25 protein-coding genes are annotated in these 26,159 nt (G+C 73.0%); 12 read left to right on the forward strand and 13 right to left on the reverse strand.

Annotated elements, in window-relative coordinates:
- Positions 1-24: 24 nt before the first annotated feature.
- Positions 25-2,097: an MFS transporter gene (locus tag ACFVVA_RS15025; protein WP_387689521.1), complete on the reverse strand. Its 2,073-nt coding sequence runs from the start codon at positions 2,095-2,097 to the stop codon at positions 25-27.
- A 437-nt stretch (positions 2,098-2,534) separates the two neighbouring features.
- Here ACFVVA_RS15025 and ACFVVA_RS15030 point away from each other — a divergent pair, with 437 nt between their 5' ends.
- Positions 2,535-3,851 carry a peptidoglycan-binding protein gene (locus tag ACFVVA_RS15030; RefSeq protein WP_387689524.1) on the forward strand — a complete coding sequence of 439 codons (1,317 nt, stop codon included), beginning with the start codon at positions 2,535-2,537 and terminating at the stop codon, positions 3,849-3,851.
- Between the two features lie 133 nt (positions 3,852-3,984).
- Here the strand turns inward: ACFVVA_RS15030 and ACFVVA_RS15035 are convergent, their stop codons facing one another.
- The 4 genes from ACFVVA_RS15035 to ACFVVA_RS15050 all read right to left on the reverse strand — a co-directional run bounded on the left by ACFVVA_RS15035 (position 3,985) and on the right by ACFVVA_RS15050 (position 8,925).
- Positions 3,985-4,569 carry a TMEM165/GDT1 family protein gene (locus ACFVVA_RS15035; RefSeq protein WP_387689527.1) on the reverse strand — a complete coding sequence of 195 codons (585 nt, stop codon included), beginning with the start codon at positions 4,567-4,569 and terminating at the stop codon, positions 3,985-3,987.
- A 314-nt stretch (positions 4,570-4,883) separates the two neighbouring features.
- Positions 4,884-5,669, reverse strand: coding sequence for an ABC transporter permease (locus tag ACFVVA_RS15040; RefSeq protein WP_387689530.1), 786 nt, complete (start codon positions 5,667-5,669; stop codon positions 4,884-4,886).
- A 117-nt stretch (positions 5,670-5,786) separates the two neighbouring features.
- Positions 5,787-7,433 (reverse strand): dolichyl-phosphate-mannose--protein mannosyltransferase, encoded by a 1,647-nt coding sequence (locus ACFVVA_RS15045; RefSeq protein ID WP_387689533.1) that lies wholly within the window; start codon positions 7,431-7,433, stop codon positions 5,787-5,789.
- A gap of 187 nt (positions 7,434-7,620) precedes the next feature.
- Entirely contained in the window at positions 7,621-8,925 is a 1,305-nt protein-coding gene (locus ACFVVA_RS15050) for an MFS transporter (protein ID WP_387689536.1), read from the reverse strand.
- A 144-nt stretch (positions 8,926-9,069) separates the two neighbouring features.
- On the opposite strand from ACFVVA_RS15050, the gene ACFVVA_RS15055 reads away from it, so the two are divergent.
- Complete coding sequence (locus ACFVVA_RS15055) at positions 9,070-9,651, forward strand: MarR family transcriptional regulator (RefSeq protein WP_359907163.1); 582 nt, start codon at positions 9,070-9,072, stop codon at positions 9,649-9,651.
- Positions 9,652-9,776: 125 nt separating this feature from the next.
- Here ACFVVA_RS15055 and ACFVVA_RS15060 read toward each other — a convergent pair whose 3' ends face one another.
- From ACFVVA_RS15060 to ACFVVA_RS15070, 3 genes are all read right to left on the reverse strand, one after another.
- Positions 9,777-11,600 (reverse strand): glycosyl hydrolase family 18 protein, encoded by a 1,824-nt coding sequence (locus ACFVVA_RS15060; RefSeq protein ID WP_387689539.1) that lies wholly within the window; start codon positions 11,598-11,600, stop codon positions 9,777-9,779.
- Positions 11,601-11,914: 314 nt separating this feature from the next.
- Entirely contained in the window at positions 11,915-12,541 is a 627-nt protein-coding gene (locus tag ACFVVA_RS15065; RefSeq protein WP_387689542.1) for a hypothetical protein, read from the reverse strand.
- A 123-nt stretch (positions 12,542-12,664) separates the two neighbouring features.
- Positions 12,665-13,225: a DoxX family protein gene (locus ACFVVA_RS15070; protein ID WP_387689545.1), complete on the reverse strand. Its 561-nt coding sequence runs from the start codon at positions 13,223-13,225 to the stop codon at positions 12,665-12,667.
- A 221-nt stretch (positions 13,226-13,446) separates the two neighbouring features.
- Between ACFVVA_RS15070 and ACFVVA_RS15075 the strand changes: the two genes are divergently transcribed.
- A complete protein-coding gene (locus ACFVVA_RS15075) occupies positions 13,447-14,079 on the forward strand; it encodes a MarC family protein (RefSeq protein ID WP_387689547.1) in 633 nt (210 codons plus the stop codon).
- Positions 14,080-14,166: 87 nt separating this feature from the next.
- Here the strand turns inward: ACFVVA_RS15075 and ACFVVA_RS15080 are convergent, their stop codons facing one another.
- Entirely contained in the window at positions 14,167-14,706 is a 540-nt protein-coding gene (locus ACFVVA_RS15080; protein WP_387689550.1) for an NADPH-dependent FMN reductase, read from the reverse strand.
- A 99-nt stretch (positions 14,707-14,805) separates the two neighbouring features.
- Positions 14,806-15,267: an Lrp/AsnC family transcriptional regulator gene (locus ACFVVA_RS15085; protein ID WP_387689553.1), complete on the reverse strand. Its 462-nt coding sequence runs from the start codon at positions 15,265-15,267 to the stop codon at positions 14,806-14,808.
- 187 nt (positions 15,268-15,454) lie between these two features.
- Between ACFVVA_RS15085 and ACFVVA_RS15090 the strand changes: the two genes are divergently transcribed.
- The 5 genes from ACFVVA_RS15090 to ACFVVA_RS15110 all read left to right on the forward strand — a co-directional run bounded on the left by ACFVVA_RS15090 (position 15,455) and on the right by ACFVVA_RS15110 (position 19,648).
- Positions 15,455-16,285 (forward strand): tryptophan 2,3-dioxygenase, encoded by an 831-nt coding sequence (locus tag ACFVVA_RS15090; protein WP_387689556.1) that lies wholly within the window; start codon positions 15,455-15,457, stop codon positions 16,283-16,285.
- Positions 16,286-16,347: 62 nt separating this feature from the next.
- Positions 16,348-17,574, forward strand: a complete 1,227-nt coding sequence (kynU, locus tag ACFVVA_RS15095; protein WP_387689558.1) for a kynureninase — start codon at positions 16,348-16,350, stop codon at positions 17,572-17,574.
- Positions 17,575-17,638: 64 nt separating this feature from the next.
- Positions 17,639-18,274 (forward strand): TetR family transcriptional regulator, encoded by a 636-nt coding sequence (locus tag ACFVVA_RS15100; protein ID WP_387689561.1) that lies wholly within the window; start codon positions 17,639-17,641, stop codon positions 18,272-18,274.
- Positions 18,271-19,035, forward strand: a complete 765-nt coding sequence (locus ACFVVA_RS15105; RefSeq protein WP_387689564.1) for an SDR family oxidoreductase — start codon at positions 18,271-18,273, stop codon at positions 19,033-19,035. Before ACFVVA_RS15100 ends, ACFVVA_RS15105 begins: the two co-directional genes overlap by 4 nt.
- A 115-nt stretch (positions 19,036-19,150) precedes the next feature.
- Positions 19,151-19,648 (forward strand): F0F1 ATP synthase subunit B, encoded by a 498-nt coding sequence (locus ACFVVA_RS15110; protein ID WP_387689567.1) that lies wholly within the window; start codon positions 19,151-19,153, stop codon positions 19,646-19,648.
- Between the two features lie 41 nt (positions 19,649-19,689).
- Here the strand turns inward: ACFVVA_RS15110 and ACFVVA_RS15115 are convergent, their stop codons facing one another.
- On the reverse strand, positions 19,690-20,637 hold the full coding sequence (locus ACFVVA_RS15115) for a hypothetical protein (protein ID WP_387689569.1): 948 nt from the start codon (positions 20,635-20,637) through the stop codon (positions 19,690-19,692).
- Between the two features lie 76 nt (positions 20,638-20,713).
- On the opposite strand from ACFVVA_RS15115, the gene ACFVVA_RS15120 reads away from it, so the two are divergent.
- Positions 20,714-21,343: a TetR/AcrR family transcriptional regulator gene (locus tag ACFVVA_RS15120; protein WP_387689571.1), complete on the forward strand. Its 630-nt coding sequence runs from the start codon at positions 20,714-20,716 to the stop codon at positions 21,341-21,343.
- A 104-nt stretch (positions 21,344-21,447) separates the two neighbouring features.
- Here the strand turns inward: ACFVVA_RS15120 and ACFVVA_RS15125 are convergent, their stop codons facing one another.
- Positions 21,448-22,866: a choice-of-anchor A family protein gene (locus tag ACFVVA_RS15125; protein ID WP_387689574.1), complete on the reverse strand. Its 1,419-nt coding sequence runs from the start codon at positions 22,864-22,866 to the stop codon at positions 21,448-21,450.
- Between the two features lie 299 nt (positions 22,867-23,165).
- Between ACFVVA_RS15125 and ACFVVA_RS15130 the strand changes: the two genes are divergently transcribed.
- The 3 genes from ACFVVA_RS15130 to ACFVVA_RS15140 all read left to right on the forward strand — a co-directional run bounded on the left by ACFVVA_RS15130 (position 23,166) and on the right by ACFVVA_RS15140 (position 25,562).
- Positions 23,166-23,873: a 4'-phosphopantetheinyl transferase family protein gene (locus ACFVVA_RS15130; RefSeq protein WP_387689576.1), complete on the forward strand. Its 708-nt coding sequence runs from the start codon at positions 23,166-23,168 to the stop codon at positions 23,871-23,873.
- A 181-nt stretch (positions 23,874-24,054) separates the two neighbouring features.
- Positions 24,055-24,537: a hypothetical protein gene (locus ACFVVA_RS15135; RefSeq protein ID WP_387689579.1), complete on the forward strand. Its 483-nt coding sequence runs from the start codon at positions 24,055-24,057 to the stop codon at positions 24,535-24,537.
- A gap of 152 nt (positions 24,538-24,689) precedes the next feature.
- Positions 24,690-25,562 carry a helix-turn-helix domain-containing protein gene (locus ACFVVA_RS15140; RefSeq protein WP_387689582.1) on the forward strand — a complete coding sequence of 291 codons (873 nt, stop codon included), beginning with the start codon at positions 24,690-24,692 and terminating at the stop codon, positions 25,560-25,562.
- Between the two features lie 36 nt (positions 25,563-25,598).
- On the opposite strand, the gene ACFVVA_RS15145 is transcribed toward ACFVVA_RS15140, so the two are convergent.
- Positions 25,599-26,021 (reverse strand): hypothetical protein, encoded by a 423-nt coding sequence (locus tag ACFVVA_RS15145; protein WP_387689664.1) that lies wholly within the window; start codon positions 26,019-26,021, stop codon positions 25,599-25,601.
- Between the last annotated feature and the right edge of the window lie 138 nt (positions 26,022-26,159).

Genomic DNA, 26,159 nt, shown 5'->3' on the forward strand with positions numbered 1-26,159 from the left:
CCGCACCACCCTTCCGGCAGGCCGTCAGAACGACCGGCCCTCCCCACGGTACGGCGGCTCCGGCCCCGAGGAGTCCGGCCGGTCCCGCAGGTCCGCGCAGAGCGAGGAGCTGAGCCGGTTGAGCACCCCGGCGAGCTCGGCGTACCGCTCCTCGTCCCAGTCCCCCAGCAGTTCGGCGAGCTGGGCGCGCCGGGCGGCGACCAGCCGCAGCGCCACCTCCTCCCCCGGTTCGGTGAGCCGCAGCGACAGCCCGCCGGACCGCGCCGCCAGCCCCCGGCCCTCCACCTCCCGGGCGGCCTCCTCGACGACGGCCACCGGGACGATCCGCCGCTCGGCCAGTTCGGCCGGCTCGACCGAGCCGTGCTGGTGCATCTGGAGGAGCAGCCAGCTGGAGGCGGGCCGCAGGTCCAGTCCGGCGGTCTCGGTGATCCGCCGGAAGAGGTCGCGCCGGGCCTCGCGGCTGTTCAGCACCGAGAGCGCGCGGGCGATCTCGTCCAGCGAACTGCGCTCGACCGGATTGACGCCGATGGACTCGCTGAGGTCCGGCCCGGTGACGGCGGAGCGCAGCTTCTGCTCGCGCAGGAACAGCGACAGCACGAAGGCGACCACCGCGACCGGCACCGCGTACAGGAACACCCGGGTGATCGACTCGGCGTACGCGTGGTAGACCGCCGGCTGGACGGCGGCCGGCAGTTGGGGGATGACCCGCGGGTCGGCCGTGATGGTCTCCGGCTGGAAGCCGGGTGGCAGCGGCACCCCCGCCAGCGCGTCGGCGAGCCGGCTGCGCAGGCCGCTGGCGAAGACCGTCCCGAAGATGGAGACGCCGAAGGAGGCCCCGATGGAGCGGAAGAAGGTGGCGCCCGCGGTGGCCACGCCGAGGTCCTCGTAGCCGACCGAGTTCTGCACGATCAGCACCAGCACCTGCATCACCAGGCCCAGCCCGAGGCCGAAGACCAGGAAGTAGAAGCTCATCTCGGCGGTGCTGCTGTGCTCGTCCAGCCGGGAGAGCAGCAGCAGCCCGACGGTGGTCACGGCCGTCCCGGCGATCGGGAAGATCCGGTAGTGGCCGGTGCGGGCGACGATCTGGCCGGAGCCGATCGAGGTGAGCAGCATGCCGAGCACCATCGGCAGCATGTGGATGCCGGACATGGTCGGCGAGACCTGCTGGACCACCTGGAGGAAGGTCGGCAGGTAGGTCAGTGCGCCGAACATCGCGAAGCCGATGACGAAGGAGATCACCGCGACCAGGCTGAACGTCCGCGAGCGGAACAGCCGCAGCGGCAGCACCGGCTCCACCGCGGTCCGCTCGACCAGGACGAAGGCGAGCAGCAGCACCAGGCCGAGCACGCCGAGGCCGACGGTCTGCCAGGAGGTCCAGGCCCAGGTGGTCCCGCCGAGCGAGGTCATCAGCACCAGGCAGGTGGCGACGGCGGCGATCAAAACGGTGCCGAGGTAGTCGATCCGGTGCTCGCGCCGAACCTCCCGCCCGTGCAACACCGTCGCGATCACCACCAGGGCGACGATGCCGATCGGCAGGTTGATGTAGAAGACCCAGCGCCAGCTGAGGTGGTCGACGAACACTCCGCCGAGCAGCGGCCCGAGCACGCTGGTGACGCCGAACACGGCACCGAAGAGGCCCTGGTAGCGGCCGCGGTCCCGGGGGGCGACGAGGTCGCCGACGATCGCCTGGGAGAGCACCATCAACCCGCCGCCGCCCAGGCCCTGGAGCGCGCGGAAGGCGATCAGCTCGCCCATGTTCTGGGCGATCCCGCACAGCACCGAACCGAGCAGGAAGATCACGATGGAGGCCTGGAAGAAGCGCTTCCGGCCGTACATGTCGCCGAGCTTTCCCCACAGCGGGGTCGCGGCGGTGGAGGCCAGCAGGTAGGCGGTGACCACCCAGGAGAGGTGGTCGAGGCCGCCGAGGTCGCTGACGATGGTCGGCAGCGCGGTGGAGACGATGGTCTGGTCGAGGGCGGCCAGCAGCATCGCCAGCAGCAGGGCGCCGATCGGCACCCAGAGGTTGGGGACGGTGACCGCCGGCGGGCCGGTCCCGGCCGCGGCGCTCCGGTCGGACGCGGCGTGCGGCTCCGTCATGACGTCTCCGTCATGGCTTCTCCCTCATGACTTCTCCGTCGGCCATGGCTTCTCCGTCGACATCACGACGTCTCCGTGGGCATGGCGTCTCCGTACGGGGTCGCGGGCCCGTCGGCCGGGCCGGGCAGGTGATCACTCCCAGCTCACAACGCTCGCTGGTTCGTCCCGATTTGTTCCACCGGGTTGAGCCGAGCGTAAGCGCCGGGGACAACCGCCGCGCCCCGGGCGTTCTCCGGAGAGCCAACCGGCACCAATCGGCACAACCTCCCCGCAGGGGGACGGACGCCCCTGTCCACCCTTCGAGCGGTCCTGCATAATCAGGCGCGATCGTGCGCCCGGTTCCGCCCGGACGGCGCACCGAACGACCGAACAGCCGAACAGCCCGACGACCGAACAGCCGCCCGCGAAGTCGACGCGAAACCGAGGAGGACCGGCCGATGCCGGACCAGCACTGCCCGACGTGCGGCACCGCACGCTCCACCGGGTGCGGCTGCGTCCCGGACCCGAGCCTCACCGAGACCGCCGTCCTGCCCCACATCGAGGGCCCGCCGCTGGTCCGCCCGTACGTCCCGCAGACCGCCGACCAGCTGGCCGACGAGACCCACCCGAACGCGCCGGTGGTGGACCCGTTCGCGACCACGGTGCTGCCGCCCGTACCCCCGGGGCGGCCCGGGCCGCCGGCCGCTCCGCCGCTCGGACCGGACGCGGACGCGTACGCCACCACCGTGCTGCCGCCCGTCGCCCCGGGGCAGGCCCCGTTCGGGCCGGGCGTCGGTGCCCACCCGGGCGTCGGTGCCCACCCGGGCGCCGACGGCTACCCGGACGCACCTGCCTACCCGGACCCGCATGCCTACCCGGGTGCCGACGGCTACCCGGCAGGCGGCGGTTACCCGGCAGGCGACGGTTACCCGGCGACCGACGGCTACCCGGACCTCGGCGCCCACCCGGAGGCGTACGCCACCACCGTGCTGCCGCCGGTACCGCCCTCGGGGCCGGCCGGGAACGAGATCGGCCTCTTCTCCTTCGGGCAGGCGCCGGACCTCGGGCCGGCCTCGAACGGTCGGGCCCCGAACGCCGGTCAGGCCGTGCCCGGGCCGGAGGCCGGTGGCGGCCGGGCCGCCAGGAGGGCGGCCGAGCAGGCCGACCGGAACCCGCTCGCCCAGCGCAAGGGGCTGCTCGCCGGGGCCGGCGCCGCCCTGGTGGCGCTCACCATCGGTGTCGCGTACGCGGTGACGCCCTCCAACGAGCCGCCGGCCAAGCAGGCGCAGCCGCTGCCGACGAGCACCCTGGCGCCTGCGCCGGTGGACCCGCCCACTCTGGCGGTGCCCGCTCCGAGCGCCGCGGCGCCGACCAGCGAGGCACCGAGCCCGACGGCCGCCCCCACCCGCAGGCCGAGCCCGACGAAGACGACCACCCCGCCCCCGGCCGCCACGCCGACGCCACCGCCGCCGCCTCCGGTCCAGGCGCCCGTTCCGGTCCCCACCCCGACGCCCACACCCACGCCCACGCCGACCCAGGCGCCGAGCCCGCGGCAGCTCCAGCTCGGGATGAGCGGGGCCGACGTCAAGGACATGCAGCAGCGCCTGTACGCCGCCGAATGCGGATTCATCGACAAGTCGATCGTCACCGGCACCTTCGACTACTGGACCCAGTCGGTGCTCACCAGCTACCAGCGCGACAACCGGATCAAGGGCGAGAACGGCGTCTACGGCCCCAAGACCCAGGCCACCCTCACCGCCGACCCCGGCTGCTGACTCCGACTGCTGGCCCCGGCTGCTGAGCCGGGCTGCCGAGCCGGGCTGCCGCTCCCGTCCGAGCGCAGGCACAGGAAAGGGGCGGCGGCCGCCCGTCGGCAGCCGCCGCCCCGCCCGTGACCCCGCCGGCCGGTCAGCCGGTGATCGCCCCGAAGATGCTGATGCCCGCCAGCACGACCATGATCGTCGCCGCCACCCGGATGATCAGCTTCATCGGCACGTACTTGAGCAGCTTCTGCCCACCCACGATGGCGACCCCGCCGACCGCGCACAGCGCCAGCCAGGACCCGAGGCCGACGGCCAGCGGGTCGGCGTACTTGGCGGCCAGGTTGGCGGTCATGATCTGGGTCAGGTCACCGAACTCGGCGATCGCGACGACCACGAAGCTGGCCCCGGCCACCTTCCAGAAGCTGTTCGAGGACGGCTCCTTGGCCGCGTGCTCGTCCTCGTCCTCGCCGCCGTGGAACAGCAGCATCGCCGCGCCGACCAGGAACAGCAGGCCGGTGACGCCCTCCACCCAGCGGTGCGGCAGCAGCGTGAGCAGGTGCCCGGCGACGAGCGCGAGGCCCACTTGGAGGGCGAAGGCCGCGGCGATGCCCACGAAGACGTAGCTCGCACGGTACTTGGTGCCGAGCACCAGGCTGGCCAGCGCGGTCTTGTCCGGCAGTTCGGCCAGGAAGATGATGCCGAAGGTCAACGCGGCAACGGTGATACTCATAGGAGTCCTCGGTCGGGCTGCCCGGCCTCCGCAGGTCCGTCAGGGGACGCTTCGGCCCGACAGCACTGGTCATGGTCACAGCACTGCGGCCGAAGGTCTCGCCGGCACCGCTCATCGAGCGGTACCCCGGGCGCCGGGCCCCTGGGGGCCAGTATGTCGACGGTCCGGTGGAGGGCTACTCCCCTTCAACGGCCCCAAGCGTACCCGACGGCGTCGACCGACCCGCCCGGGGAGATCCACGGCGGCCGACGGGGATCGACGGAGTCCGACAGCGGTCGATGGCGGCCAACAGAGCTCGACGGCGGTCGACCCGCCTACCGGGCGCCCCCGTCCGGCTCGGCCGCGATCAGCCCGCGCCCGACCAGTTCCAGTACCACCACGATCGCCACCGACTCCACCGCCAGCAACCCGATCAGCACGAACAGCTGCACCGCCCCCGCCTGGACCGGCGAGGCCCCGCCCAGCAGCATCCCGACGAAGGCCCCGGGCAGGGTGACCAGGCCGACCGTCCGGGTCTGGTCCAGCGCCGGGACGAGCGAGGTCGCCGCCGCCGTCCGGCAGATCTCCAGCCGGGCGTCGCGCTCCTCGAAGCCGAGCGCCAGCGCCGCCTCCACCTCGCCGCGCCGCAGCCTCAGCTCGTCCAGGGCCCGCCGCCCTGCCAGCGAGGTCGCGCTGAGCGCCCCGCCGATCAGGATGCCCGCGACCGGGATGACGGACAGGCCCTCGGGCGGCAGCAGCCCGACGCCCAGCAGCAGGGCGAGCACCGGCAGCACCCCGGCGCCGATCGGGGCGGCCGCCCAGACCCAGGCCGGGCCCCGGGTCATCCGCCGTCCGGCGGTGCGCACCGCGACCGAGAACATCAGCACCACGAACAGCGCCGACCACCAGAGCGAAGCGACCACCCAGGTGATCACCGCGGCGACGGCGGCCAGCTGCACCACGGCACGCAGCCCGGCACGCAGCACCGCGTGCCCGTGGCCGAGCAGTCCCCGCCCGGCCACCGCGACGGCGGCCAGCAGCAGCACGGCGGTGACCACCCCGAGCACCGGGGTGACCGGCAGCAGCTGGCCGCCGGAGGCCGCCAGATCCGCCGGGGCCATCAGATCCGGCCCTTTCGGATCCGACCCGCACAGATCCCACCCGCGCAGATCCAATCCGTCCAGATCCCACCCGCACAGATCCAATCCGTCCAGATCCGGCCCATCGGGCGCGGGCCCTCAGATCCAGCTGGTGAACCACATCCGGTCCTGCCAGGACGACATCGGGATCACCTCCGCCGTGTACAGCGGGTAGAAGAAGGCGAAGCAGCCGACGATCGCGAGCACGACCGCCCCGGCCCCGATCGCCCCGATCCGGCGTCGCTCGGGGGTGCACCCGGGCGGGCCGAGCATCGCGCCGAGCATCTGGGCGACGGCCAGGCACAGGAACGGCACCAGCACGACCATGTAGAAGGAGAAGATCGTCCGCTCCTGGTACCGGAACCAGGGCAGGTAGATCCCGGCCACCGCGCACAGCACCGCGCCCGAACGCCAGTCCCGCCGGAAGAACCAGCGCCACAGCAGGTAGACCAGCGCGAAGCAGGCCGCCCACCACAGGAAGGGCGTACCGAGGCCGAGGATCTGCGAGGCGCAGCCGCCCGAGGAGGTGCAACCGCGCTGCCCGTACGGGATCTGCTCCCAGTACATCGAGACGGGGCGGCCGTCGACCAGCCAGGCGAAGGGGTTGGACTGGTAGGTGTGCGGGGTGCTCAAACCGGTATTGAAGTCGTACATCTGCGAGTGGTAATGCCACAGGCTGCGCAGCGACGCGGGCACCCAGCTCATCGGGACCTGCGGCAGCGGGATGCCGAGGACGCTGTCCGGGGAGAGCCCGGCGCGCCCGTCGGCCCAGTGCCGGTCGTAGCCGCCCCCGCCGGTCGGGCCGGAGCCGCCGGTGGCGAGCCAGCCGCTCCAGGCCCCGACGTACACCACCACGGCGGAGCCGACCATGGCGAGGAAGGCGGGGACGGCGTCCCGGCGCAGCATGGAACGCCAGGGACGGCGGGCGCCGGCGGCGCGGCGGCCGGACTGGTCCCACAGGACGGTCAGGACGCCGAAGGCGGCGAGGATCGGGGCGCCGTTCCACTTGACCGCGCAGGCGGCACCGAGGAGCACCCCGGCGGCGATCCGCCAGGGACGCCACCCGAGCCGGACGGCGTCGCCGCCGACGCTCTCGCCGCCGACGGTCTCGGCGGCGACGGCGAGCCGGGCGCGGACGTGGTCGCGGTCGATCAGCAGGCTGCCGAAGGCGGCGAGCACGAAGAACATCTGGATGCCGTCGAGCAGGCCGACCCGGCTCATCACCAGTTGGAGGCCGTCCACCGACATCAGCAGCGCGGCGGTGCAGCCGATCAGGGTGGAGCCGAAGAGGCGGCGGCCGATCCGGGCCAGCATCAGCACGGTGACGGTGCCGAGCAGGGCGGTCATGAACCGCCAGCCGAAGGGGTTCAGTCCGAACAGCTGCTCGCCGACCGCCATCACCCATTTGCCGAGCGGCGGGTGGGCGATGAACTCGGGCGCGGAGGTCAGCGGGATCGACTGCGGGGCGGACAGGATGTCGGCGTTGGCGTGGTCGGGCCAGGTGCCCTCGTAGCCCTGCTGGAGCAGGGACCAGGCGTCCTTGGGGTAGTACGTCTCGTCGAAGACGAAGGAGCCGGGGTGGCCGAGGTTCCAGAACCGCAGCAGGCCGGCGAAGAGCGCCACGGCGATCGGTCCGAGCCAGCCGGAGCGGTCGGCCGCCCAGCGGACCAGGCCCCCGCGCGGGGCCGGGGCCGGGGCGGCGGTGGCCGGGGCCGCCGGTGGGTGCGTGAGCGCCGCTTGCGTCATAGCCTCGCCGATTCGCCTGTCTGCTCTGTCCGGGTCCTGGCTCCGCCCGGGTCGTGCCGCTCCGGCCGGGGCAGGGCGGTCAACAGCCACTGACACTATGTGGCGGTGCGCGCGAAGCCAAGCGCGACGGGCGCCGACCAGGTGACCTGGTCGGCGCCCGTTTCGAACCCCCTTGCCGCCCGTTCCGCTAGGCGGCGGTCTGCAGCTCCCGGACCGGGACGGCGTGGACGACGGCCGGTGCCGCGTTGTCCTGCTCCGGCGTGAGGTACGGGCGCAGCCGCAGCGCCATGGCGACGATCAGCAGCGTGGAGCCCGCCATGGCCGCCAGGTAGAGCGGCCAGGTGCCGGAGCCGACCAGCAGCACGCCGACGGCCGGGCCGACCGCGATGGCGATCTGCTTCACCAGGGCGTACCCGGCGTTGTAGGTGCCGAGCAGCCGGGCCGGGGCGAGGTCCGCGACGATCGGGCCCATGGTGGGCGCGAGCAGCGACTCGCCGACGCCGAAGAGGGCGTAGATCGAGACGATGGCGACCGTGGCGGCCATGGTCTCGGTCCGTATCAGGCCGGCCACCAGGGCCATCGCCCAGGCGCCGAGCCAGACCACGCCGGCCGCGGCCATCGCGGTGGTGCGGCGGCGCTTGGCGGTGATCCGCACCATGAACATCTGCAGCACCACGATGGTCAGCGCGTTGGCGCCGATCGCGAAGCCCAGGGTGGAGGGCGCGGTGCCGACGGTGTCGGTGGCGAAGGCCGCGACGCCGGACTCGAACTGGCCGTAGCAGGTGAAGAAGATCAGCCCGGCGAGGATGCTGAGCCGCACCATCGCCTTGTCCGCGAGCAGGGCGCGCAGCCCGGTCGGGCCGTCGGCCTTCCCGTGGACGGCGGTCAGCTGGGTCCTGGGCATCCGGGCGGTGCCGGTGACCAGGGCGAGGCCGAGGAACGTCACCGCCTCGATGGTGAACAGCCGGGTCAGGCTGGCCGGGTCCGACACGTTCACGATCTGCCCGCCGACCAGCGCACCGATGCCCATGCCCAGGTTGACCAGGGTGAACTGGAGCGCGAAGGCGTGCGAGCGGGTGGCCGCCGTGGAGCAGCGGACGATCATCGTGGCGAGCGCCGGCTGGCAGGTGGTGACACCGGCGCCGAACAGGAAGGAGGAGACCAGCAGGGCCGGGGTGCCGGTGGCGTGGCCGAAGGCGAACGCACCGGTGGCGGCGAGCGCCGTACCGGCCAGCAGGACCGGGCGGGGACCGTACCTGTCGATGCCGCGGCCGGTGAACGGCAGGACGGCGAGGGCCGCCAGCGCGAAGACGGTGAACACCATCCCGGCCGCCAGCGAGCCCAGCCCGCGCACCTGGTCCACGTACACGAACATGTACGGCATCGTGAACCCGCTGCCGAACGCGCTGAGCGCGTTGCCGATCTGGACGCGGCGCAGCGGGCCGCCCGCTCCCCGCCGCTGCTGCCTCTGCTGCTTCACCGTGCCGGTCACCGTGCACATCCCTTCCTGGCTTCAACTGGATACTCTTAAGTCCAGAAGATTTCAGAGCTAAAGTTTGACGAGATAAAGTCTTAGCACCCGAAGACTGCGGAGTCAAAGGCTTAAGGAGTGCACCCTCGTGCGACACTGGTCCGCATGACTACGGACAAGCCGCCGCCGGCTGCCGGCAAGCCCGCCCCGGCCACCCCCCTGGAGTTCGGCATCGCCGAGCAGGTGGCCCTCTACCAGCGGGAATTCCCCACCGTCGACCCCCAGGTGGAGACGATCGTGCAGACCCTCAACCGGGTCTCCCGGCGGATGGGCGTGGCGTACGACCGGCAGCTGACTGTGCTCGGAATCACCTCCGCCGAGTGGGAGGTGCTCAAGGCGCTGGTGGTGTCCGGCAGCCCGTACCGGCTGGGGCCGGGCGAGCTGGCCAAGCGCCTCGGGCTCACCCCGGCGGCGATGACGCACCGGATCGACCGGATGGTGGCGGACGGACTGGTCACCCGGGAGCGGGACGAGACCAACCGGGTGCGGGTGATCATCGAGCTCACCGAGACCGGCCGCGACAAGTGGCTGGAGTCGATGCGGATGGCCGCGGTCTTCGAGGAGGAGCTGCTCCAGGACGTCGTGGGCGAGGAGCGGACCGCGCTCTCCGCGATGCTGGGCCGGATGCTGCGGCGGATCGAGGAGAGCCGGCCGGACGCGCTCGGGCGCACCGCCGGCCTGGACTGACCCCCGGGAGGCCGGGGAACGCGAAACGGGTCCGGCCCGCCGGGAGGATGCTCCTCCCGGCGGGCCGGACCCGTCGCTTCAGGTGCTGCGGGGGTCCGTCGGGCCCTCGGCGGTCCGGTGGACCGTCAGCAGGGGCCGTTGTCGGTCCAGACGCCCCACTGGCCGCTCAGGCTCGGGTCGTCGCCCTTGGTCCACCACTTGTTGGTGTAGTAGTGGCCCTTCCACGAGACCTTGGTGCCGCCGGCCGCGTAGGTGGTGTCGGTGTCCCAGCTCGGGGCGGCCGGGCAGGAGGCCGGCGTGGTCGGGGTGCCGGTCGGCGTACCCGTGGGGGTCCCGGTCGGGGTGCCCGTGGGGGTCCCGGTCGGCGTGCCGGTGGGGGTGCCGGTGGAGGTCGGGGTCGGCGTGCCGGTCGGCGGGGCCGGGCAGGCGGACGCGGAGCCGTTGGTGGCGCTCACCATCTTGTCGAACAGGGCGGTCTTGGTGCCCAGGTCGTACAGCGAGAAGGCGAAGGAGCCGCCGAGGCCGTTGCAGTGCGCGTAGTCGAGCTTGGCCTGGATGGACTTGGCGTCCTCACCGCTCCAGAAGGTGTTGCCGTCGTAGAAGTACGTGGCCTGGGCGCCGTCGTCCCAGAAGGTCTTGGACGGGTTGTCGACGAAGCCCGCGAGCTCCTTGTACATCTGGATGCCGGGCTGGTTGCCGGACATCGCCGCGCCGGCCGCCGGCTGGGTGGCGGGCTGGAACAGGCCGTGCTTGCCGTTGTCCTTCACGCCGGTCCAGCCGCGGTAGTAGAACGGCACACCCATGTTGATCTTGTTGGCGGGGAAGCCGCCGGGGATGCCGTACTCCTTGTCACCGGCCGTCCAGGCCTTGATCGCGTTGTCGATCGAGTACTTCCCGTTGCCCGGCTTGGCCGGGGTCGACGGGTCGTCCGGGGTCGAGTAGAGCGCGGCCTGGTGGTTGGTCGGGCCCTGGGCGTCCCAGCCGCCGTGCATGTCGTAGGTCATGACGTCGAGGAAGGTCAGGTACTGACCGATCTTGTCGGTCTCGACGTTCATGATCTTGTCCTGGCCGGCGCCGACCGCCGCCGACAGGGCGTAGGTCTTCTTGTCGGCCGTGCCCTGCGCGTCCAGCTGGGTGCGGAACTCCTTCAGCAGCGCGGTGAAGTTCTGCTTGTCCGCCGGGCTGGAGAGGTTGCCGGTGTGGCCGCCGCCGCCCGGGTACTCCCAGTCGATGTCGATGCCGTCGAAGACGCCGGCCGCCGAGCCCGGGCCGCCGAAGCCGGCGTCCTTGGGCAGGTTGCCCTTGATGAACATGTCGATGCAGGACGACACCAGGTGCTTGCGCGAGGCGTCCGTGGCGGAGGCCGGCGAGAAGTACTTGGAGTAGGTCCAACCGCCCAGCGAGAGCAGGACCTTGAGGTTCGGGTTCTTCGCCTTCAGCTTCTTCAGCTGGTTGAGGTTGCCCGCGATCGGCTGGTTCCAGACGTCGCCGACGCCGTCGACCGAGATGTCCGGGCCGAAGCTCTTCTGGTAGTCGGCGAACGCGTCGCCCGCGCCGTCACCCGCGTTGGGGTTGTTGTCGTTCGTGTCGGCGGCCTTGGTGGCCTCGAAACACCCCAGGTCGGTCGGGTGGATGTTGGCGAAGGAGTAGATCAGGTAGTCCAGGTTCTTGGCGACGCCGGTGTCCTGGATCGTCTTGGGGTAGTACGCGTTCGCGTAGATCGACCACTGGTCGAAGTAGGCGACCTTGATGCCGCCGCTGGTGGCGGGCGCGCCGGTGGAGTTGGTGGTCGCGGCGTTGGCCGCGCCGCCGCCGGACAGCGCGAGACCTGCGCCGAGCAGCAGGGAGGCGGTGGTGCCGGCCGCGATGGCGGCCATGCTCTTCGGGCGGCGTCGGCGGCCGCCCTGCGGCGCCGGGGTCCCGGCCCTTTCAATGCGTGAGCGCAGCATGGGTGCGTGACTCCTGGTTGTGGGGGTTCCCGTCGGCCCGGGGGCGCGCGTCCGGGGTGGGGCCGGACGACCGGGACATGACAGGTGTGGGTGGGGAATCGAGCGGGATCAGACCATGACGGACTACCGGGATGTGCCGAACCGGCGCCCGCGGCACGAGGCCGCTGACGCCGGTTCAGGGGCTCCCTGCACCTGGGCAATAAAAATGGACTAGACCAACTCCCCCGTCAAGGGGTGCCGTTGGGCCTTGAGACCCGCTTAAGGTTCCACCCCCGCGCTGAGCTGGGCGGCCGCGCCCCGAGCCGGCCCCGGAGTCAGTAGCGGACGGCGTTGGCCACCTCGGCCTTGACCGTGCCGGAGAGGTCCCGGTGGGCGTGCGCGGTGGCCTGGGAGCTCTGCCCGACCGCCACGTCCTGGATGGTCACCGCGGCCGCGTCCAACACCTTGCCCGACCCGTCGGTGAAGTTCACCTGGATCACGTACCGGTACGACTGCTGCCCGTGGTTGGTGACGGTCAGCGGCACCTGCGGCTTGCCGTCCGAACCGGTGGTCACCGCCCCGGCGGTGACGTCCCCCTTGGCGTCCAGCCCGCCCTTGATCCCGGAGACGGCCGAGGAGGCCGCCGACACCGCCGCCGAGGCCCGCGCCTCGGCCGAGGCGATCGCGGACCCCGCCCCGCCGGCCGCCGAGCCCAGCGCCGAGGCGGCGGAGGCGACGGCGCTCGCGCCCTTCTCCACCGCGGACGCCGCGGCGGAGGCCACGCCGCTCACGCTCTTCGAGGAGGAGGAACAGCCCGCGAGCGCCGTCGCGCCGACCACCGCCGCGACCAACACCCCCGCCAACGCCCGGCGTTGGTGACGCACCGGTGGTGCGTCCAGGTCCTGCGCGGTGACCCTCGGCGGGGTCGGGAAGCTGGCTCGGGTGAGCGGCTGGCGGTCCATGCGGTCCCTCGTTTCCGGTCGGCGCCGGGCTGCCCGGCACACCTCCACGCCCACCCTCCGAGGGCCGCGGGGCCGCCGCCAGCAGGGCTGCTGCCTCCGGGTGAGCCGGGCCGGGAGCGCGCGTCAGGACAGCCCCGAGCCCTCCTGGGAGTCCGACTCCACCGCGGCCCGCTCCTCGCGCAGCCGCACCACGTGGCGGCGCCGCGCGACGACGCCGTACGCCCCGGCGGCGCTCGCCACGAAGGACGCCAGGCCGAGCCACGGCCGGTCGAAGACGTGGCCGGTCAGGTGGTCCAGCGAGTACCGGCCGGCGCCCGCCAGGCCGAGCGCCAGGCCGGTCGCACCGAGGAAGGCCGGGTACTCGTAGCCGCCGGACATCGCGAAGAAGCCGGCCGGGGCGTGCACCGACACCGCGCCCGCCATCGTCCCCGCCACCACCGCGCCGGCCGCCGGGGTCGCCAGCCCGGCCACCAGCAGCGCACCGCCGCCCGCCTCGCCGAGGCCGGCCGCCAGCGCACTCTGCCGGGCCGGGTGGAAACCCATCTGCTCCATGGCGTGGGTGGCGCCCTCCAGGCCGCCGCCCCCGAACCAGCCGAACAGCTTCTGGGTGCCGTGCGCGATCAGCACGCCGCCGACCGCGCCGCGCAGGGCCAGCAGGCCCAGGTCCTTACGGTTCAGGCACATGTCGCATCCTCGCTTCCGCGGCGGAGTGACCCCGCTCGGTGACAATGGTGACGGTCCTGCCTCCATAGCAACCGAGGGCGCCCGTCCCTTCGAGCCGGGGCCGCCATCCGGGCGAATTCGGCCCCGACCGGGAATGAACCGCCGGCGGGGTGATCCACGCCGCGCCCGGCCGCGGGGCGTGGCGGACCGGCTGCCCGGGGCCCCGAGGTCATGCTTGGCCCATGTTCGTCTTCAACCTGGGCAGCGCCTTCATCACCTTCTTCGCCGTGGTCGGCCCGCCGAAGACCCTGCTGGCCTTCGCCCGGCTGGCCGGGACCCGCAGCAACCGGGAGCTGCGCCGACTCGCCGCGCTGAGCACGGCCATCGCGGCGGTGATCGGCCTGGTGCTCGGCTTCGGGGCCGACGAGCTGACCACCCTCTTCCACATCAGCGACCAGTCGCTCCAGCTCGCGGGCGGGGCGATCTTCTTCGTCTACGCCGTCGCCCTGGTCTTCGGCGTCCACCTCGGCTCGGACGCCGACGACGACGAACACCTGTCGAACCCGCTGGTGGACGGCATCCGCGAACTGCTGCTGCCGTACATCGCCAGCCCGCTCGCCATCACGGCCGTCCTGGTCGCCTCGCTCAACCAGGACAACCTGGGCTGGAAGGCCGCCGTCTCCGGGGCGTACGTGGCCGTCGCGGTGATCAACTACCTCTGTGTGGCGGTGCTCGCGCCGCTGATGCGACGCACCCACCGCACCTCGCTGGAGGTGCTGTCCCGGCTGCTCGGGCTGCTGCTGGCGGCGGTCGGCGTCGAACTGTTCCTGGAGGGCCTGGCCGGGCTGGGAGTGCACCTGCCGGAGGGGCACTGAGCCCGCACCGTACCCGCACCAGGCCCCGACGGGTGCCGAACGGCGCTCACGGGCCCTGAACGGAGCCGGGCCCGGCGCCCGCCCGGGTCAGCCGGCCGCGAGGCGTGCCAGCACCTCGCCGATCCGCTCGCGGACCAGTGGATCGGCGACCAGCCCGTCCGGGCCGACCGCGCCGCGCTCCAGCGGAAGCCGGACGCAGGCCTCGTCCAGCACGGCCGCGCCGGTGTAGCCGAGGACGGTGCGCAGGGTGGCCTCGGCCCCCTGGCCGCGGCCCGGACCGGCGGCGTTGATCCAGCCGGTGGGCTTGTCCGAGATCTCGATCCCGCCGACCGTCCAGTCCAGCAGGTTCTTGAACGCGCCCGGCAGCGTCCCGGCGTACTCGGGGGTGCAGACCAGCAGCGCGTCGGCCGCCTCGATCGCGGCCCGCAGCTCGGCCACCGGCTCCGGCAGCGGGTCGGTGTCGTGGTCCGGATTGAAGTGCGGCAGCCCGGCCAGCCCGGCGTAGTACGTGGTCCGCAGGCCCGGGGCGGCCGCGGCCACGGCGGCCGCGGTGCGCAGCACGGTCTCGTTGGCGGAACCGGCTCGCAGGCTCCCGGGCAGCAGCAGGATGTGGCGCTCGTTCGGCATGCCGGGCAACCTACTCCTTGACGTCCGCGTCAAGGACAGCCGCCCACCGCCCGCCGCCCGCCATCGGCACCGGCCGTGGACCAGTGGCAGCGGCAGCGGTCAGCGCGGAACCACCGGCCGCCAGGGCACCGGGCTGGAGAGGATCATCGAGCTGGACGGCTGGCCGTAGCCGCCGAGCCGGTCGCACACCGCCTCGAACTCGGCCATCGTCGACACCGCGACCAGCAGCACGCAGCACGCCCCGCCGGTGACCCGGTGCAGCTGGACCACCTCCGGCCAGGTCGGCACCTCCGGATCGCGCAGCACGCAGCGCGGGCCGTAGCACTGGATCTGGACCAGCGCGGTGATCGGCAGCCCGGCCCGGGTGAGGTCCACGTGGGCGTGGTAGCCGCTGATCACCCCCTCGGATTCCAGCCGTCGGACCCGTTCGGCCACCGCGGGTGCGGACAGGCTCACCCGGCGGGAGAGTTCGTTGTACGAGAGCCGGGCGTCGGCCTGGAGCTCGGCGAGCAGGCGGCGGTCAACGGCGTCCAAGGCGACCTCCCGGGTGGTCGGGATCAAGGGATTTCCATTCGTAAAGCGAATCGGCGGAACGCATCGCGAACAACAGCTCCGAAGGCGGTTGCGATGCCCGTCGACCATTCAAACGGGGGGCACCGCCACCGCACAATGGGCACCCGGTGGAACCCGGCAGTCCGGCTGGTTCACCGGACCGGGCGATGCGGCCCGGAGGATCAGGAGGATCGGGATGGGGCACGACACGGTGGAGACACCCAACCTGTCGTTCGGTCGGGGCGGAGCACCGGGCCGGGGCACCCCGTACGCCCAGTACGTACGCCTGGAGGAGCTGCACGGCCTGCAGCACCCGCGCAGCAAGGAGCCGGCCGAGCTGTCGTTCATCGTCACCACCCAGGTGATGGAGCTGCTGTTCGACCTGCTGCGGCACGAGTGGACGCTCGCCCGGCAGGCACTGCGCGAGGACGACCTGCCCGCCGCGCTGGCCGCGCTGCGCCGGGGCACCCACGTGCAGGACGTACTGGTGGAGTCCTGGGACCTGCTGGCCACCATGACCCCGCACGAGTTCAACTCCTTCCGCTCGCTGTTCGGCGAGGCCTCCGGCTTCCAGTCCGCCGCCTTCCTGCGGCTGGAGTTCCTGCTCGGCAACAAGAACGCCGCGCTGCTGAAGATGTACGACGGGATGCCCGACACCCAGGCCGAGCTGACCGAGGCCCTGCGCTCCCCCGGCCTGTACGACGAGGCACTGGCGCTGCTGGCGCGCCGCGGCCTGGCCCCGCACCGGGCGCCCTCCGAGGAGCGCCACCAGCCGTCCGCGGAGGTCGAGGCGGCCTGGCGGCGGGTGTACACCGAGCCGGAGTCCGCCGCGCTCCAGCCGCTCGGCGAGGCCCTGCTGGACGTGGCCGAGCGAGTCACCCGCTGGCGCCAGCGCCACCTCTCGGCGGTCAAGCGGACCATGGGCGGCAAGCCCGGCTCGGGCGGCTCCAGCGGACTGACCTGGCTGCGCAAGTCGGCCGAGCAGGACGTGTTCCCGGAGCTGTGGACGATCCGGGACGGGCTGTGACGGAGCGGGCCGTGACGGAGCGGGCCGTGAGCGAGGGTAACCAGGGGAACGAGAGGACGGGCATGATCACGCGCGAGGACTGCGCGGCGCTGGACGCCGTCGACCCGCTGGCGGCGTTCCGCAAGGAGTTCGCCCTGCCTGACGGGGTGATCTACCTGGACGGCAACTCGCTGGGCGTGCTGCCGGTGCGCACGCCCGAGCGGGTGCGCCGGGTGGTCGAGGAGGAGTGGGGCCGGGAGCTGATCCGCAGCTGGAACGACGCCGGCTGGTTCGAGCAGCCGTACCGGCTGGGACGGCGGATCGCGCCGCTGATCGGCGCCGGTCCGGCGGAGGTGGTCGTCTGCGACACCACCTCGGTCAATCTCTTCAAGGTGCTGTCGGCCGCGCTGCGGCTGCGTCCGGGCCGGCGCACCGTGCTCGGTGACGCCGAAGCCTTCCCGACCGACCTGTACATCGCCGAGGGCGTGACCGGTCTGGTCGAGGGCGCGCGCAGCGCGCTGATCCGCCCCGAGGAGCTGGACCGGCACCTGGACGGGGACGTCGCCGCGGTCGTCCTCTCGCACGTGGACTACCGCACCGGCGAGCTGCTGGACATGCCCGGCATCACCGCCCGGGTGCAGGCCGCGGGCGCCCTGATGATCTGGGACGTGTGCCACTCGGTGGGCGCGCTGCCGGTCGAACTCGGCGCCGCCGGCGCGGACTTCGCGGTCGGCTGCACCTACAAGTACCTGAACGGCGGCCCCGGTTCGCCGGCCTTCCTGTACGTCGCCGAGCGGCACCTGGCGGCCGGCCCGCTCCAGCCGCTGAGCGGCTGGTTCGGCCACGCCCGGCCGTTCGCCTTCGAGCCCGGGTACGACCCGAAGCCGGGCATCGGCCGGTTCCTCACCAGCTCGCCCTCGCTGCTCGGGCAGGCCGCCCTCGACGCCTCGCTGGACGTCTGGGAGCGGGTCGACCAGGCGGCGGTGCGGGCGAAGAGCCTGGCGCTGACCGACCTGTTCGTCTCGCTGACCGAGGGGCTGGACGGCGTCGAGGTGGCGACCCCGCGCGAGCACGCCCGGCGGGGCAGTCAGGTCGCGCTGCGGCACGCCGACGGCTACCCGGTGGTGCAGGCCCTGATCGAGCGCGGGGTGATCGGCGACTTCCGCGCACCGGACCTGATGCGTTTCGGCTTCACGCCGCTCTACGTGTCGTACACCGAGGTCTGGGACGCGGCCCGGCAGCTGGCCGAGGTGCTGGAGAGCGGTGAGTGGCGGGCGGAGCGCTTCTCCCGCCGGGGCGAGGTGACGTAGGCCGGGGACCGGGACTGGGCCACCTCCTTTGCCATTAATAATGCGCAGCATTAATCTTGCGCGCATGGCAAGGACATCGGCGGGCCACGAGACCCGCGAGAGGCTGCTGCGCGCGGCGGAGGAACTCTTCGCCACCCGCGGCGTGGAAGCCGCCCTGACCAGGGACATCACCCGACTGGCCGGACAGAGCAACCCGTCCGCCGTGCAGTACCACTTCGGCTCCCGCGAGGGCCTGCTCGACGCGATCATGGCCGGCCGCCAGGAACGCGCCGAGCAGGCCCTCGCGCCGCGTCTGCCCGCCCTCGCGGACGCGGACCTGCCCGGACTGCTCGGCGCCCTGGTCGCGGCCGAGGCCACCGAACTGCGCACCGAACAGGGCCGGCACTGCCTGCGGATCTCCGCGCAGGTCAGCCACACCAGCGGCATCCGCACCCGGACCCCGCACCCGACGCTGGCCGGCGGCGGCTACTGGCGCCTGATCGAGCTGGTCGAGGACCGGATCTCCGCCCTGCCGGAGCCGATCCGGCTGGAACGGATCGACCTGGTCCTCACCCTGATCGGCGCGGCCCTCGCCGACCGGGCGCAGCAGTACCTCGCCGGCTCCACCCCCCTGACGGACGAGGAGACCTTCCTCGCCGACCTGGTGACGATGTCCGCCGCCATGCTCTCCTCCCCCACCCCCCGAAGGAGCAGGTCATGAACGACCTCACCGGCAAGACCGTCGTCGTCACCGGCGGCGCCCGCGGCCTGGGCGCCGAGGCCGCCCGGCTCGCCGTGGCGTCCGGCGCCAACGTGGTGATCACCGACGTCCTGGAGGAGGACGGCAGGACCACCGCCGCCGAACTCGGCGAGCGGGCGCGGTTCGTGCGCCACGACGTGACCTCCGAGGAGGACTGGCAGCGCGTGGTGGACTTCGCGGTGGCGGAGTTCGGCGCCCTGCACGGTCTGGTCAACAACGCGGGGATCTCCACCGGCACGCTGCTCGCGGACGAGAGCGTCGAGCACTTCCGCAAGGTCCTGGACATCAACCTGACCGGCGTGTTCATCGGGATGAAGACCGCCGTCCCGGCGATGCGCGCGGCCGGCGGCGGCTCGATCGTCAACATCTCCTCGGCGGCTGGCCTGATGGGCCTGGCGCTGACCGCCGGCTACGGCGCCTCCAAGTGGGGCGTGCGCGGCCTCAGCAAGATCGGCGCGGTCGAGCTGGGCACCGAGCGGATCCGGGTCAACTCGGTGCACCCGGGCATGACCTACACCCCGATGACCGCCTCGGTCGGCATCCGGCGCGGCGAGGGCAACTACCCCAACACCCCGATGGGCCGAGTCGGCGAGGCGCCCGAGATCGCCGGCGCCGTCGTCTACCTGCTCTCCGACGACTCCTCCTACGTCACCGGCGCCGAGCTGGCGGTGGACGGCGGCTGGACCACCGGCCCGACCGTCAAGTACGTCATGGGGCAGTGAGCCCCGCGGCCGCCCGGGCCGCCGTGACGCAGCTCATGTCCGGGCCGAGTTCGACCGGCATCGCCCCTGGGGAAGCTTCCGACCGACGGAACGTCATACCCTGGGGAGGTAGCGCGTGACCCTCGCACTCGGCCCGCTCAAGCCCGAACCTGCCCCGCTGATCCTCGGCCTGGCACTGTTCTTCCTGCTGCTGTGGCTGCTCGGCCGCCACCTGCTCCCCCGGATCGAACGGGTGCAGTCCGAACGCTGGGAGGCCACCGAGGGCCGCACCGAACGCGCCGAGGCCCTGCTCGCCGAGGCCGAGGCCACCCGGGAGGCCCGCCTGCGGGAGCTGGCCGAGGCCCGCCACGAGGCGGCCCGGATCCGGGAGGAGTACGCCGAGCGCGGCGCGGCGGCGATGGTCGCGGCCCGCGCGGAGGGCATCCGCGACCGGGACGAACTGCTCACCACCGGCCGCGCCCGGATCGCCGCCGACCGGGCCGAGGCGGCCCGCCTGCTGCGGCAGGACGTCGGCGAGCTGGCCGTCGCCCTGGCCGGCCGGGTGATCGGCGAGCCGGTGGACGCCGTCGCCGCACAGCGCCGCACGGTGGAGCGCTTCTTCGAGGCGAACTAGCGGAGCCGGCCGGCTCTCGTCGGCCCGCCGCCAGCCCCTCGTCAGCCCATCGTCAGCTCCTCGACCAGCGCGCGGTACACCGCGAAGGCCGGCTTGGGCGTGTAGTCGTCGCGCACCAGGCCGAAGTGCGGGAACAGCCCGGCGGCCGCGCTGTCCGCGTCCCTCAGGGCGAAGAACGCGTAACCGGTGACATTGAGTTCGGTGGCGAGCCCGGCGACCGTCCGGACCACCTCCGCCACCACCTCGGCCTGCCGCGCCTCGCTCCGCCCGGGGCCGGTGGGCCAGCCGTTCTCGCAGATCCGCAGCGGAACACCGGGCCCGATCCCGGCTCCGGGCAGCGTGTCCCGGCGGAAGCCGGCGAGCACCGCCCGTACCGCGTCGGCGAGTCGACCGGGTGGGACGGGACGGAAGACGTCCGGGAAGAAGTCCAGGCCGACGTAGTCCAGGGCATGGTGGAAGCGCTCGTCGGCGAGCCGGCCGAGCTCGGGCCAGAAGGTGTCCGCGGGGTCGAAGGAGGGCACCGCGTTGAAGCCGACGGCCAGCCGGTCGAATCCCCGGGCCAGCGCCTCCTCCTTCGCCGCGATCACGCCCTCGACCAGCGCCCGGCGGACGTTGGGGATGCTGCCGTCCACGGGCGGGAGGTCCAGGTTGGGCTCCTCGCAGATCTGGAGCAGCCCGAGGCGGTGCCCCTCGGCGCGGACCGTCCGCCGGACGAAGTCCAGCCAGCCCGCCAACTCCCCGCCGCGGTCCCGGTACTGGACCACCAGGTCGAGCTGGCGTCCCTCGGCGGCGTACTGCTCGGGCCGCGCGGGGGTGTGCTCGCCGCCCGGGTACGAGCGGTAGGCGCGGACCAGGAACTCCGCCGCACCGCCCTGGAGTTCGCGCAGGGCCGCGGTGATCCGGGCCGGGTCGTCGGGGCGGACGGGCGCGATCACGCCGGTGTCGTCACCGGTCAGTCCGCCGGGGTAGATGCCGAAGGTGAAGGTCATGCCGTCACCGTAGCCGATATTTTTGGTGTCACTGCAACTTTGGAGTGACAGCATGAACTGCGGATAGGATCCGGCCATGGGACTTCGCGAACTCAAGAAGCAGCAGACCCGGGAGCTGCTCTCCGACACCGCCATGGGCCTGTTCGCCGAACGCGGCTTCGACCGGGTCACGGTGGTCGAGGTGGCCCGGGCCGCCCGGGTCTCGCCGAACACGGTCTTCAACTACTTCCCCACCAAGGAGGACCTGTTCTTCGACCGGCAGGAGGAGGTCGTCGCCCACCTGGCCGAGGTGGTCCGGCGCCGCCCCGCGGGCAGCCCGGCCGTGGACGCCGTCCGGGCCGACCTGCTGGCGGCCTTCGCGAGCGGGGAGCCGACAGTCGGGCTGCACCCGGGGATGGCGGCGTTCTGGCGGATCGTCGAGGACAGCGCCGCACTCCGGGCCCGGCTGCTGGAGCTCGGCGAACGGGCCGAAGCGGCACTCGCGGCCGCCCTGGCCGAGGAATCGGGAGCCGCACCGGAGGACCCGCTCCCCCGGATCGTGGCCGGAGCCGTCACGGGGGCCCACCGGGCGGTGCTCGGCGAGATCCGTCGGGCCATGGTGGCCGGGGAGCCGGCCGAAGCCGTGCGGGCCCGGGTCGAGGCGGCGGTCGACCGGGCCTTCGGCCTGCTCGCCTCGGGCCTCGCCCACTACCCGGCCGAGCGGTAGGCGGCCGGGGCCGGGACGGCGCAGGCCGCCCGGTCGAGTCGACCCGGGCGGCCTGCGCCACTGTTCGGCTGTTCGGCTCCTCAGCTCCTCAGCGGTACGGACGGTCAGCCGTGGCGGCCACGACGACGGCGGGCGGCCAGCACGGCCAGGCCACCGAGGCCGAGCAGGCCGACGCCCGCCACGCCGAAGACCACCGGGGCGTTGCCCGCGCCGGTGGACGGCAACTCACCGCCGCCACCGGGGTGGTGGCTGGTCGGCTGCCCGGTCGGACGGTGGCTGGTCGGGGCCGGACCGGCACTCGACGTCGTCGCACTGGCCGACGGCGAGGTGGGCGCGGGCGAGGTGGGCGAGGTCGGCGACGGGGACGTCGGGCTCGGAGACGTCGGCGACGGTGACGTGGGGGACGGCGAGGTCGGCGACGGCGAGGTCGGGCTCGGAGACGTCGGGGACGGCGAGGTCGGCGACGGCGAAGGCGTCGGTGAGGTCGGCGACGGGCTGGGCGTCACGACGCAGTCCGGCAGGTCGCCGTCGAACGGGTAGCTGTGGATCTCGTAGCCGCCGGTGCCGGTGTGGATCAGATTGCCCGCGAGGTACACCCGGCCGTTCATGCCCGGCTGGGCGATGGTCGTGGTACCGCCGGGATTGCCGGCCATGACCGAGCCCTGGAACTGGGCGCTGCCGAGGATCTGTGCCGAGGTGGCGGTCGGGAAGTTGTACATGAGCTTCGAGCGCATGTCGGTGGTCTGGTCGCCGGCCAGCCCGGTGCCGGTGTAGGTGTTGATGATCGGGCTGTCCCCGAGCATGTTCACCACGACGGTGGCGCCGGCCGGGATGTTGTTGAAGACCAGGCCGATCTGCCCGCCGGACGGCGAGGCGAGGTTCTGGGTGACGTTGAAGACCTGCTTCATGCTGGTCCCGTCGCCGGTGAAGGTCGCCTGGCTGGAGGAGATGTCGACGGTGCCGGTCGCGGTGGCCCGGCCGACGCAGTCGGAGACCTCCTCGATCTGGGTCAGCACCGCCTGGTACGGCGCGGCGGCGTTCGGGTCCTGGATCGACTCGCCGGTGGGGTCGATGTTCACGGTGCCGGTGACGGAGCCCGCGTGCCGCAGGTTGCCGAAGGCCGGCCCGTGCGAGTCGCTGCCGCCGATCAGGATCGCGTTGCCGGTCACCACGTCGACGTTGCCGCCGGTGGTCACGAAGTCGCTGCCGTTCGGCGGCACCACGCGCGAACCGACGCCGACGACGCCCATGTTGTAGATGCCGCCGCCGTTCTTGTCGACGGTCAGGTTCCCCAGTGCGACGATCTTGCCCTCGGCCTCCGCGGCCCGGCCGTTCACGGTGTAGTTGCCACCGGTGAAGACGTTGATGGTGGAGTCGCGGCCGGTGAAGTCGCCGTTGTTGGGCGGCGGCCAGGTGGCGGGGCAGTCGGGTCCCGTGCAGGCGCCCAGCGGCGGGGCCAGCGGAGCGGCCGAACCGACCGTCAGCACCGCGGCCAGCGGCAGCGCGGTGACGGCGGTCGCCACCGCGATCCTGATGGCCCGGCGCCCGCGCGTCGCCGGAGTTCTCACGGCGGTCGTTCTGTGATCCGGCGAACCGGTGGCCTGATCCATCGACAATTCCTCCGTGCACGAGAAAGGGCGAGACCGGATGACCCGCCATGTTCCATACGATCTGCTGGCGATCCCATAGATCCGGGATATCCAATACCAAAACGGACTTATCGCAGCCTACAGACCCTCAGATCGGATCCGAAACTCATACGTACGGAGCAGGGATCCCCAGGGCGGGCGCCGACCGGCGGCAAGGGCCTAGGTTGGGAGGCATGACCACCGAGGCCCAGGAACAGAGCGCGCCGCTCGTCTCCGTCGCGTCCGCCGACGCCGTACTGCGGCACCCCGAGGCGGGCGAGCACCTGCTGACCGCCATGGAGCGGGAACGCGCCGCGCGCTTCCGGCACGAGTCCGGTCGGATCGACTTCACCGCCGGGCACCTGCTGGTCCGGCTCTGCGCCGCCCGGCTTCTCGACGTACCGGTGGCCGGCCTCGTCCTCGCCCAGCAGTGCCCGGACTGCGGGCTCGCCGACCACGGCAAGCCCTACCTGCCGGACCACCCCGGAGTGCACGTCAGCCTGTCGCACACCCGGGGCGTGGTCGCCGCCGGCGCCGGGTTCCAGCCGGTCGGGGTCGACGTCGAGCTGTCCGCCCGGAGCGGCTCGCTGCGTTCGGTCGCCCGCCGGGTGCTGGCCCCGGCCGAGCTCGCCCTGGTCGAGGCCGACCCGGAGCCCGAGCAGGCCTTCCTGCGGCTCTGGGTGCGCAAGGAATCGCTGATCAAGATCGGACGGGCCACCCTGGACACCCTCGGCCGGGTCGACCTCTCCGCCCTGCCGCTCTCCGTCCCGCCGGGCCCGCCGCTGCGCAGCCGGTGGGAGGACCTGCACCTGCTCGACTGGACCGACCCGGAGCACGCCGCCGCCGTGGGCGCCGTCAGCACCGCCCCGCCCCGGATCGTGGAGCTCACGGCGGCGGGCTGAGCGGCCGGGCCGGAGGGGGCTCAGTGCCGGCACGAGCCGGGTACCGGGCCGGAGCGGGCTCCCCGGCGCCCACCCACGCGGTGGGCCGGGAAATAAGCGGTGTTAGCGTGCCTGGTCGTGGGCACGCCGAACGCGGGTGCCCGCCCACCAGCTGCCCACCGGATCCAAAGGGTGCCCCGCCATGGCCAAGTTCCTGCTGAGCCTGCACGTCCTCGTGTCGGTCCTGTTCATAGGCCCGGTCGCGGTGGCCGTCAGCATGTTCCCGCGCCGGGCGAAGGCCGCGCTGGCCGGCGGCCCGGACCGGGCCTCCGACGCCGGCGTGCTGCGCGTGCTGCACCGGATCACCCAGGTCTACGCGCTGCTCGGGGTCGCGGTGCCGGTGCTGGGCATCGGCCTGGCCCAGGTGATGGACGTGCTCGGGCAGTCCTGGGTGATCGTCTCGATGGTGCTGACCGCGATCGCCGCGCTCTCTCTGCTGCTCTTCGTGCTGCCCGGTCAGCAGGCCGCGGTGGACGCGCTCGAACTCGACCCGTCGGACGAGCAGCACACCAAGGCCGTCGGCGGCCTGAAGATGCTGCCGATGACCGCCGGGGTGTTCAACCTGCTGTGGGCCGTGGTCGTGGTGCTCATGGTCATCCGCCCGGGGTCGAGCACCGGCGTCTGAGGCCCTGCTCTCCCGGCCCCTCCCGCTCTCCCGGTTCCCCCCCGGTTCCTCCCCACTTCTCCTGAGCTCTCCGGTCCGCTGCTCCCGCCGTTCCCTCCCGACCCCCGCGCCCCCTCCCGCCGACCGGGCCCGTTCGAGTACCGTCCTGGGCCATGACGATCATGGCGGGCATGGGCAGCCCGACGGGAACCGGCGTCGGCCCGCTGCTGCGCGGCTGGCGGGAACGACGGCAGCTCAGCCAGCTGCAACTGGCGCTGCGGGCGGAGTCCTCGGCCCGCCACCTCAGCTTCGTCGAGAACGGCCGCTCCCGGCCGAGCCGGGAGCTGGTGCTGCGACTGGCCGAGCAGCTGGACGTCCCGGTGCGCGAGCGCAACACCCTGCTGCTGGCGGCCGGCTACGCCCCGCACTACCGCGAGACACCGCTGGACGACCCGTCGATGGCCGCGCTGCGCGGCGGACTGGAACGGCTGCTGGCCGCCCACGACCCGTACCCGGCGGTCGTGGTCGACGGGTCCTTCCGGGTGCTGGCGGCCAACCGCTCGCTCGGGCTGCTCATCGACGGCGTCGCCCCTCACCTGCTGGAACCGCCGTTCAACGCGATCCGCGTCACCCTGCACCCCGACGGGCTGGCTCCGCGCATCGTCAACCTGCGGCAGTGGCGGCAGCACCTGCTGGAGCGGATGGAACGGCAGCTGGAGCTGGTCCGCGCCGAGCCGCTGCGGCGCCTGTACGAAGAGGTCCGCGGCTACCCCGAACCGCCCGCCGAGGACCCGGCGGGCGGACCGACCGCGGGCGGACCGGACGGGAACGGACCGGTCACGGGCGGACCGGCCGTCGACGGATTCCCGTTCGCGCTGCCGATGCGGATCCGGTACGAGGGACGGGTGCTCTCCTTCCTCTCCACCATCGCGACCTTCAACACGCCGGTGGACGTCACCGTCTCCGAGCTGGCCATGGAGACCTTCCTCCCGGCCGACACGGAGACGGCACGGTTCCTGCAGGCCGTCGTCGGGCCCGAACGCTAGGCCCGAACGGCCAGGCCCGAACGCCAGAGCCGAACGCTAGGGCCGCTCCCGGGCCTCTCGCCGCAGGGCGGTGAACTGGAGGACGGCGAACAGGGCCACCGCCGCGGCCTGCACCGGGATCCAGACGGACCCGGCGGTGGTCGGCTCCAGCCACACCTCCATCGCGACCAGGCTGAGCACCACCCAGGCGAGGTTGACGTCGATCACGGCCCGCACCCCGAGCACCGGCGGCCGTCGGCGGGCGGCCAGCGCGCCGACCGCGAGCGCGTAGCCGAGGAGCAGCAGCCCGACATCGACCAGGGTGGTGCGGCCGGCACCGAGCAGTTCGCCGAGCGGGCCGGAGAGGACCAGGTAGGCCAGGCCGTTGCCGCCGGTGACCAGGGCGTCCAAGGCGAGGGCGCCGCGCACCGTCCGAAGCGAGAAGACGGAACCGGGCCTGGCGGGGGTGAGGGTGTTCACGTGGGCGGACACGGCGGATCGCCTCCTGTCGGGGGTGGGAGCCCGGGACCGTGGCGGCCGCACCGGGTGCCACCACCCTGCCCGGTGCGGCGGCGGGCGTCGATTACCCCGCGGGTAACGGCCGTCGGATGCCCGGCG

Source organism: Kitasatospora sp. NPDC058048 (assembly GCF_042885555.1).
Taxonomy (GTDB): domain Bacteria; phylum Actinomycetota; class Actinomycetes; order Streptomycetales; family Streptomycetaceae; genus Kitasatospora; species Kitasatospora lactacystinica.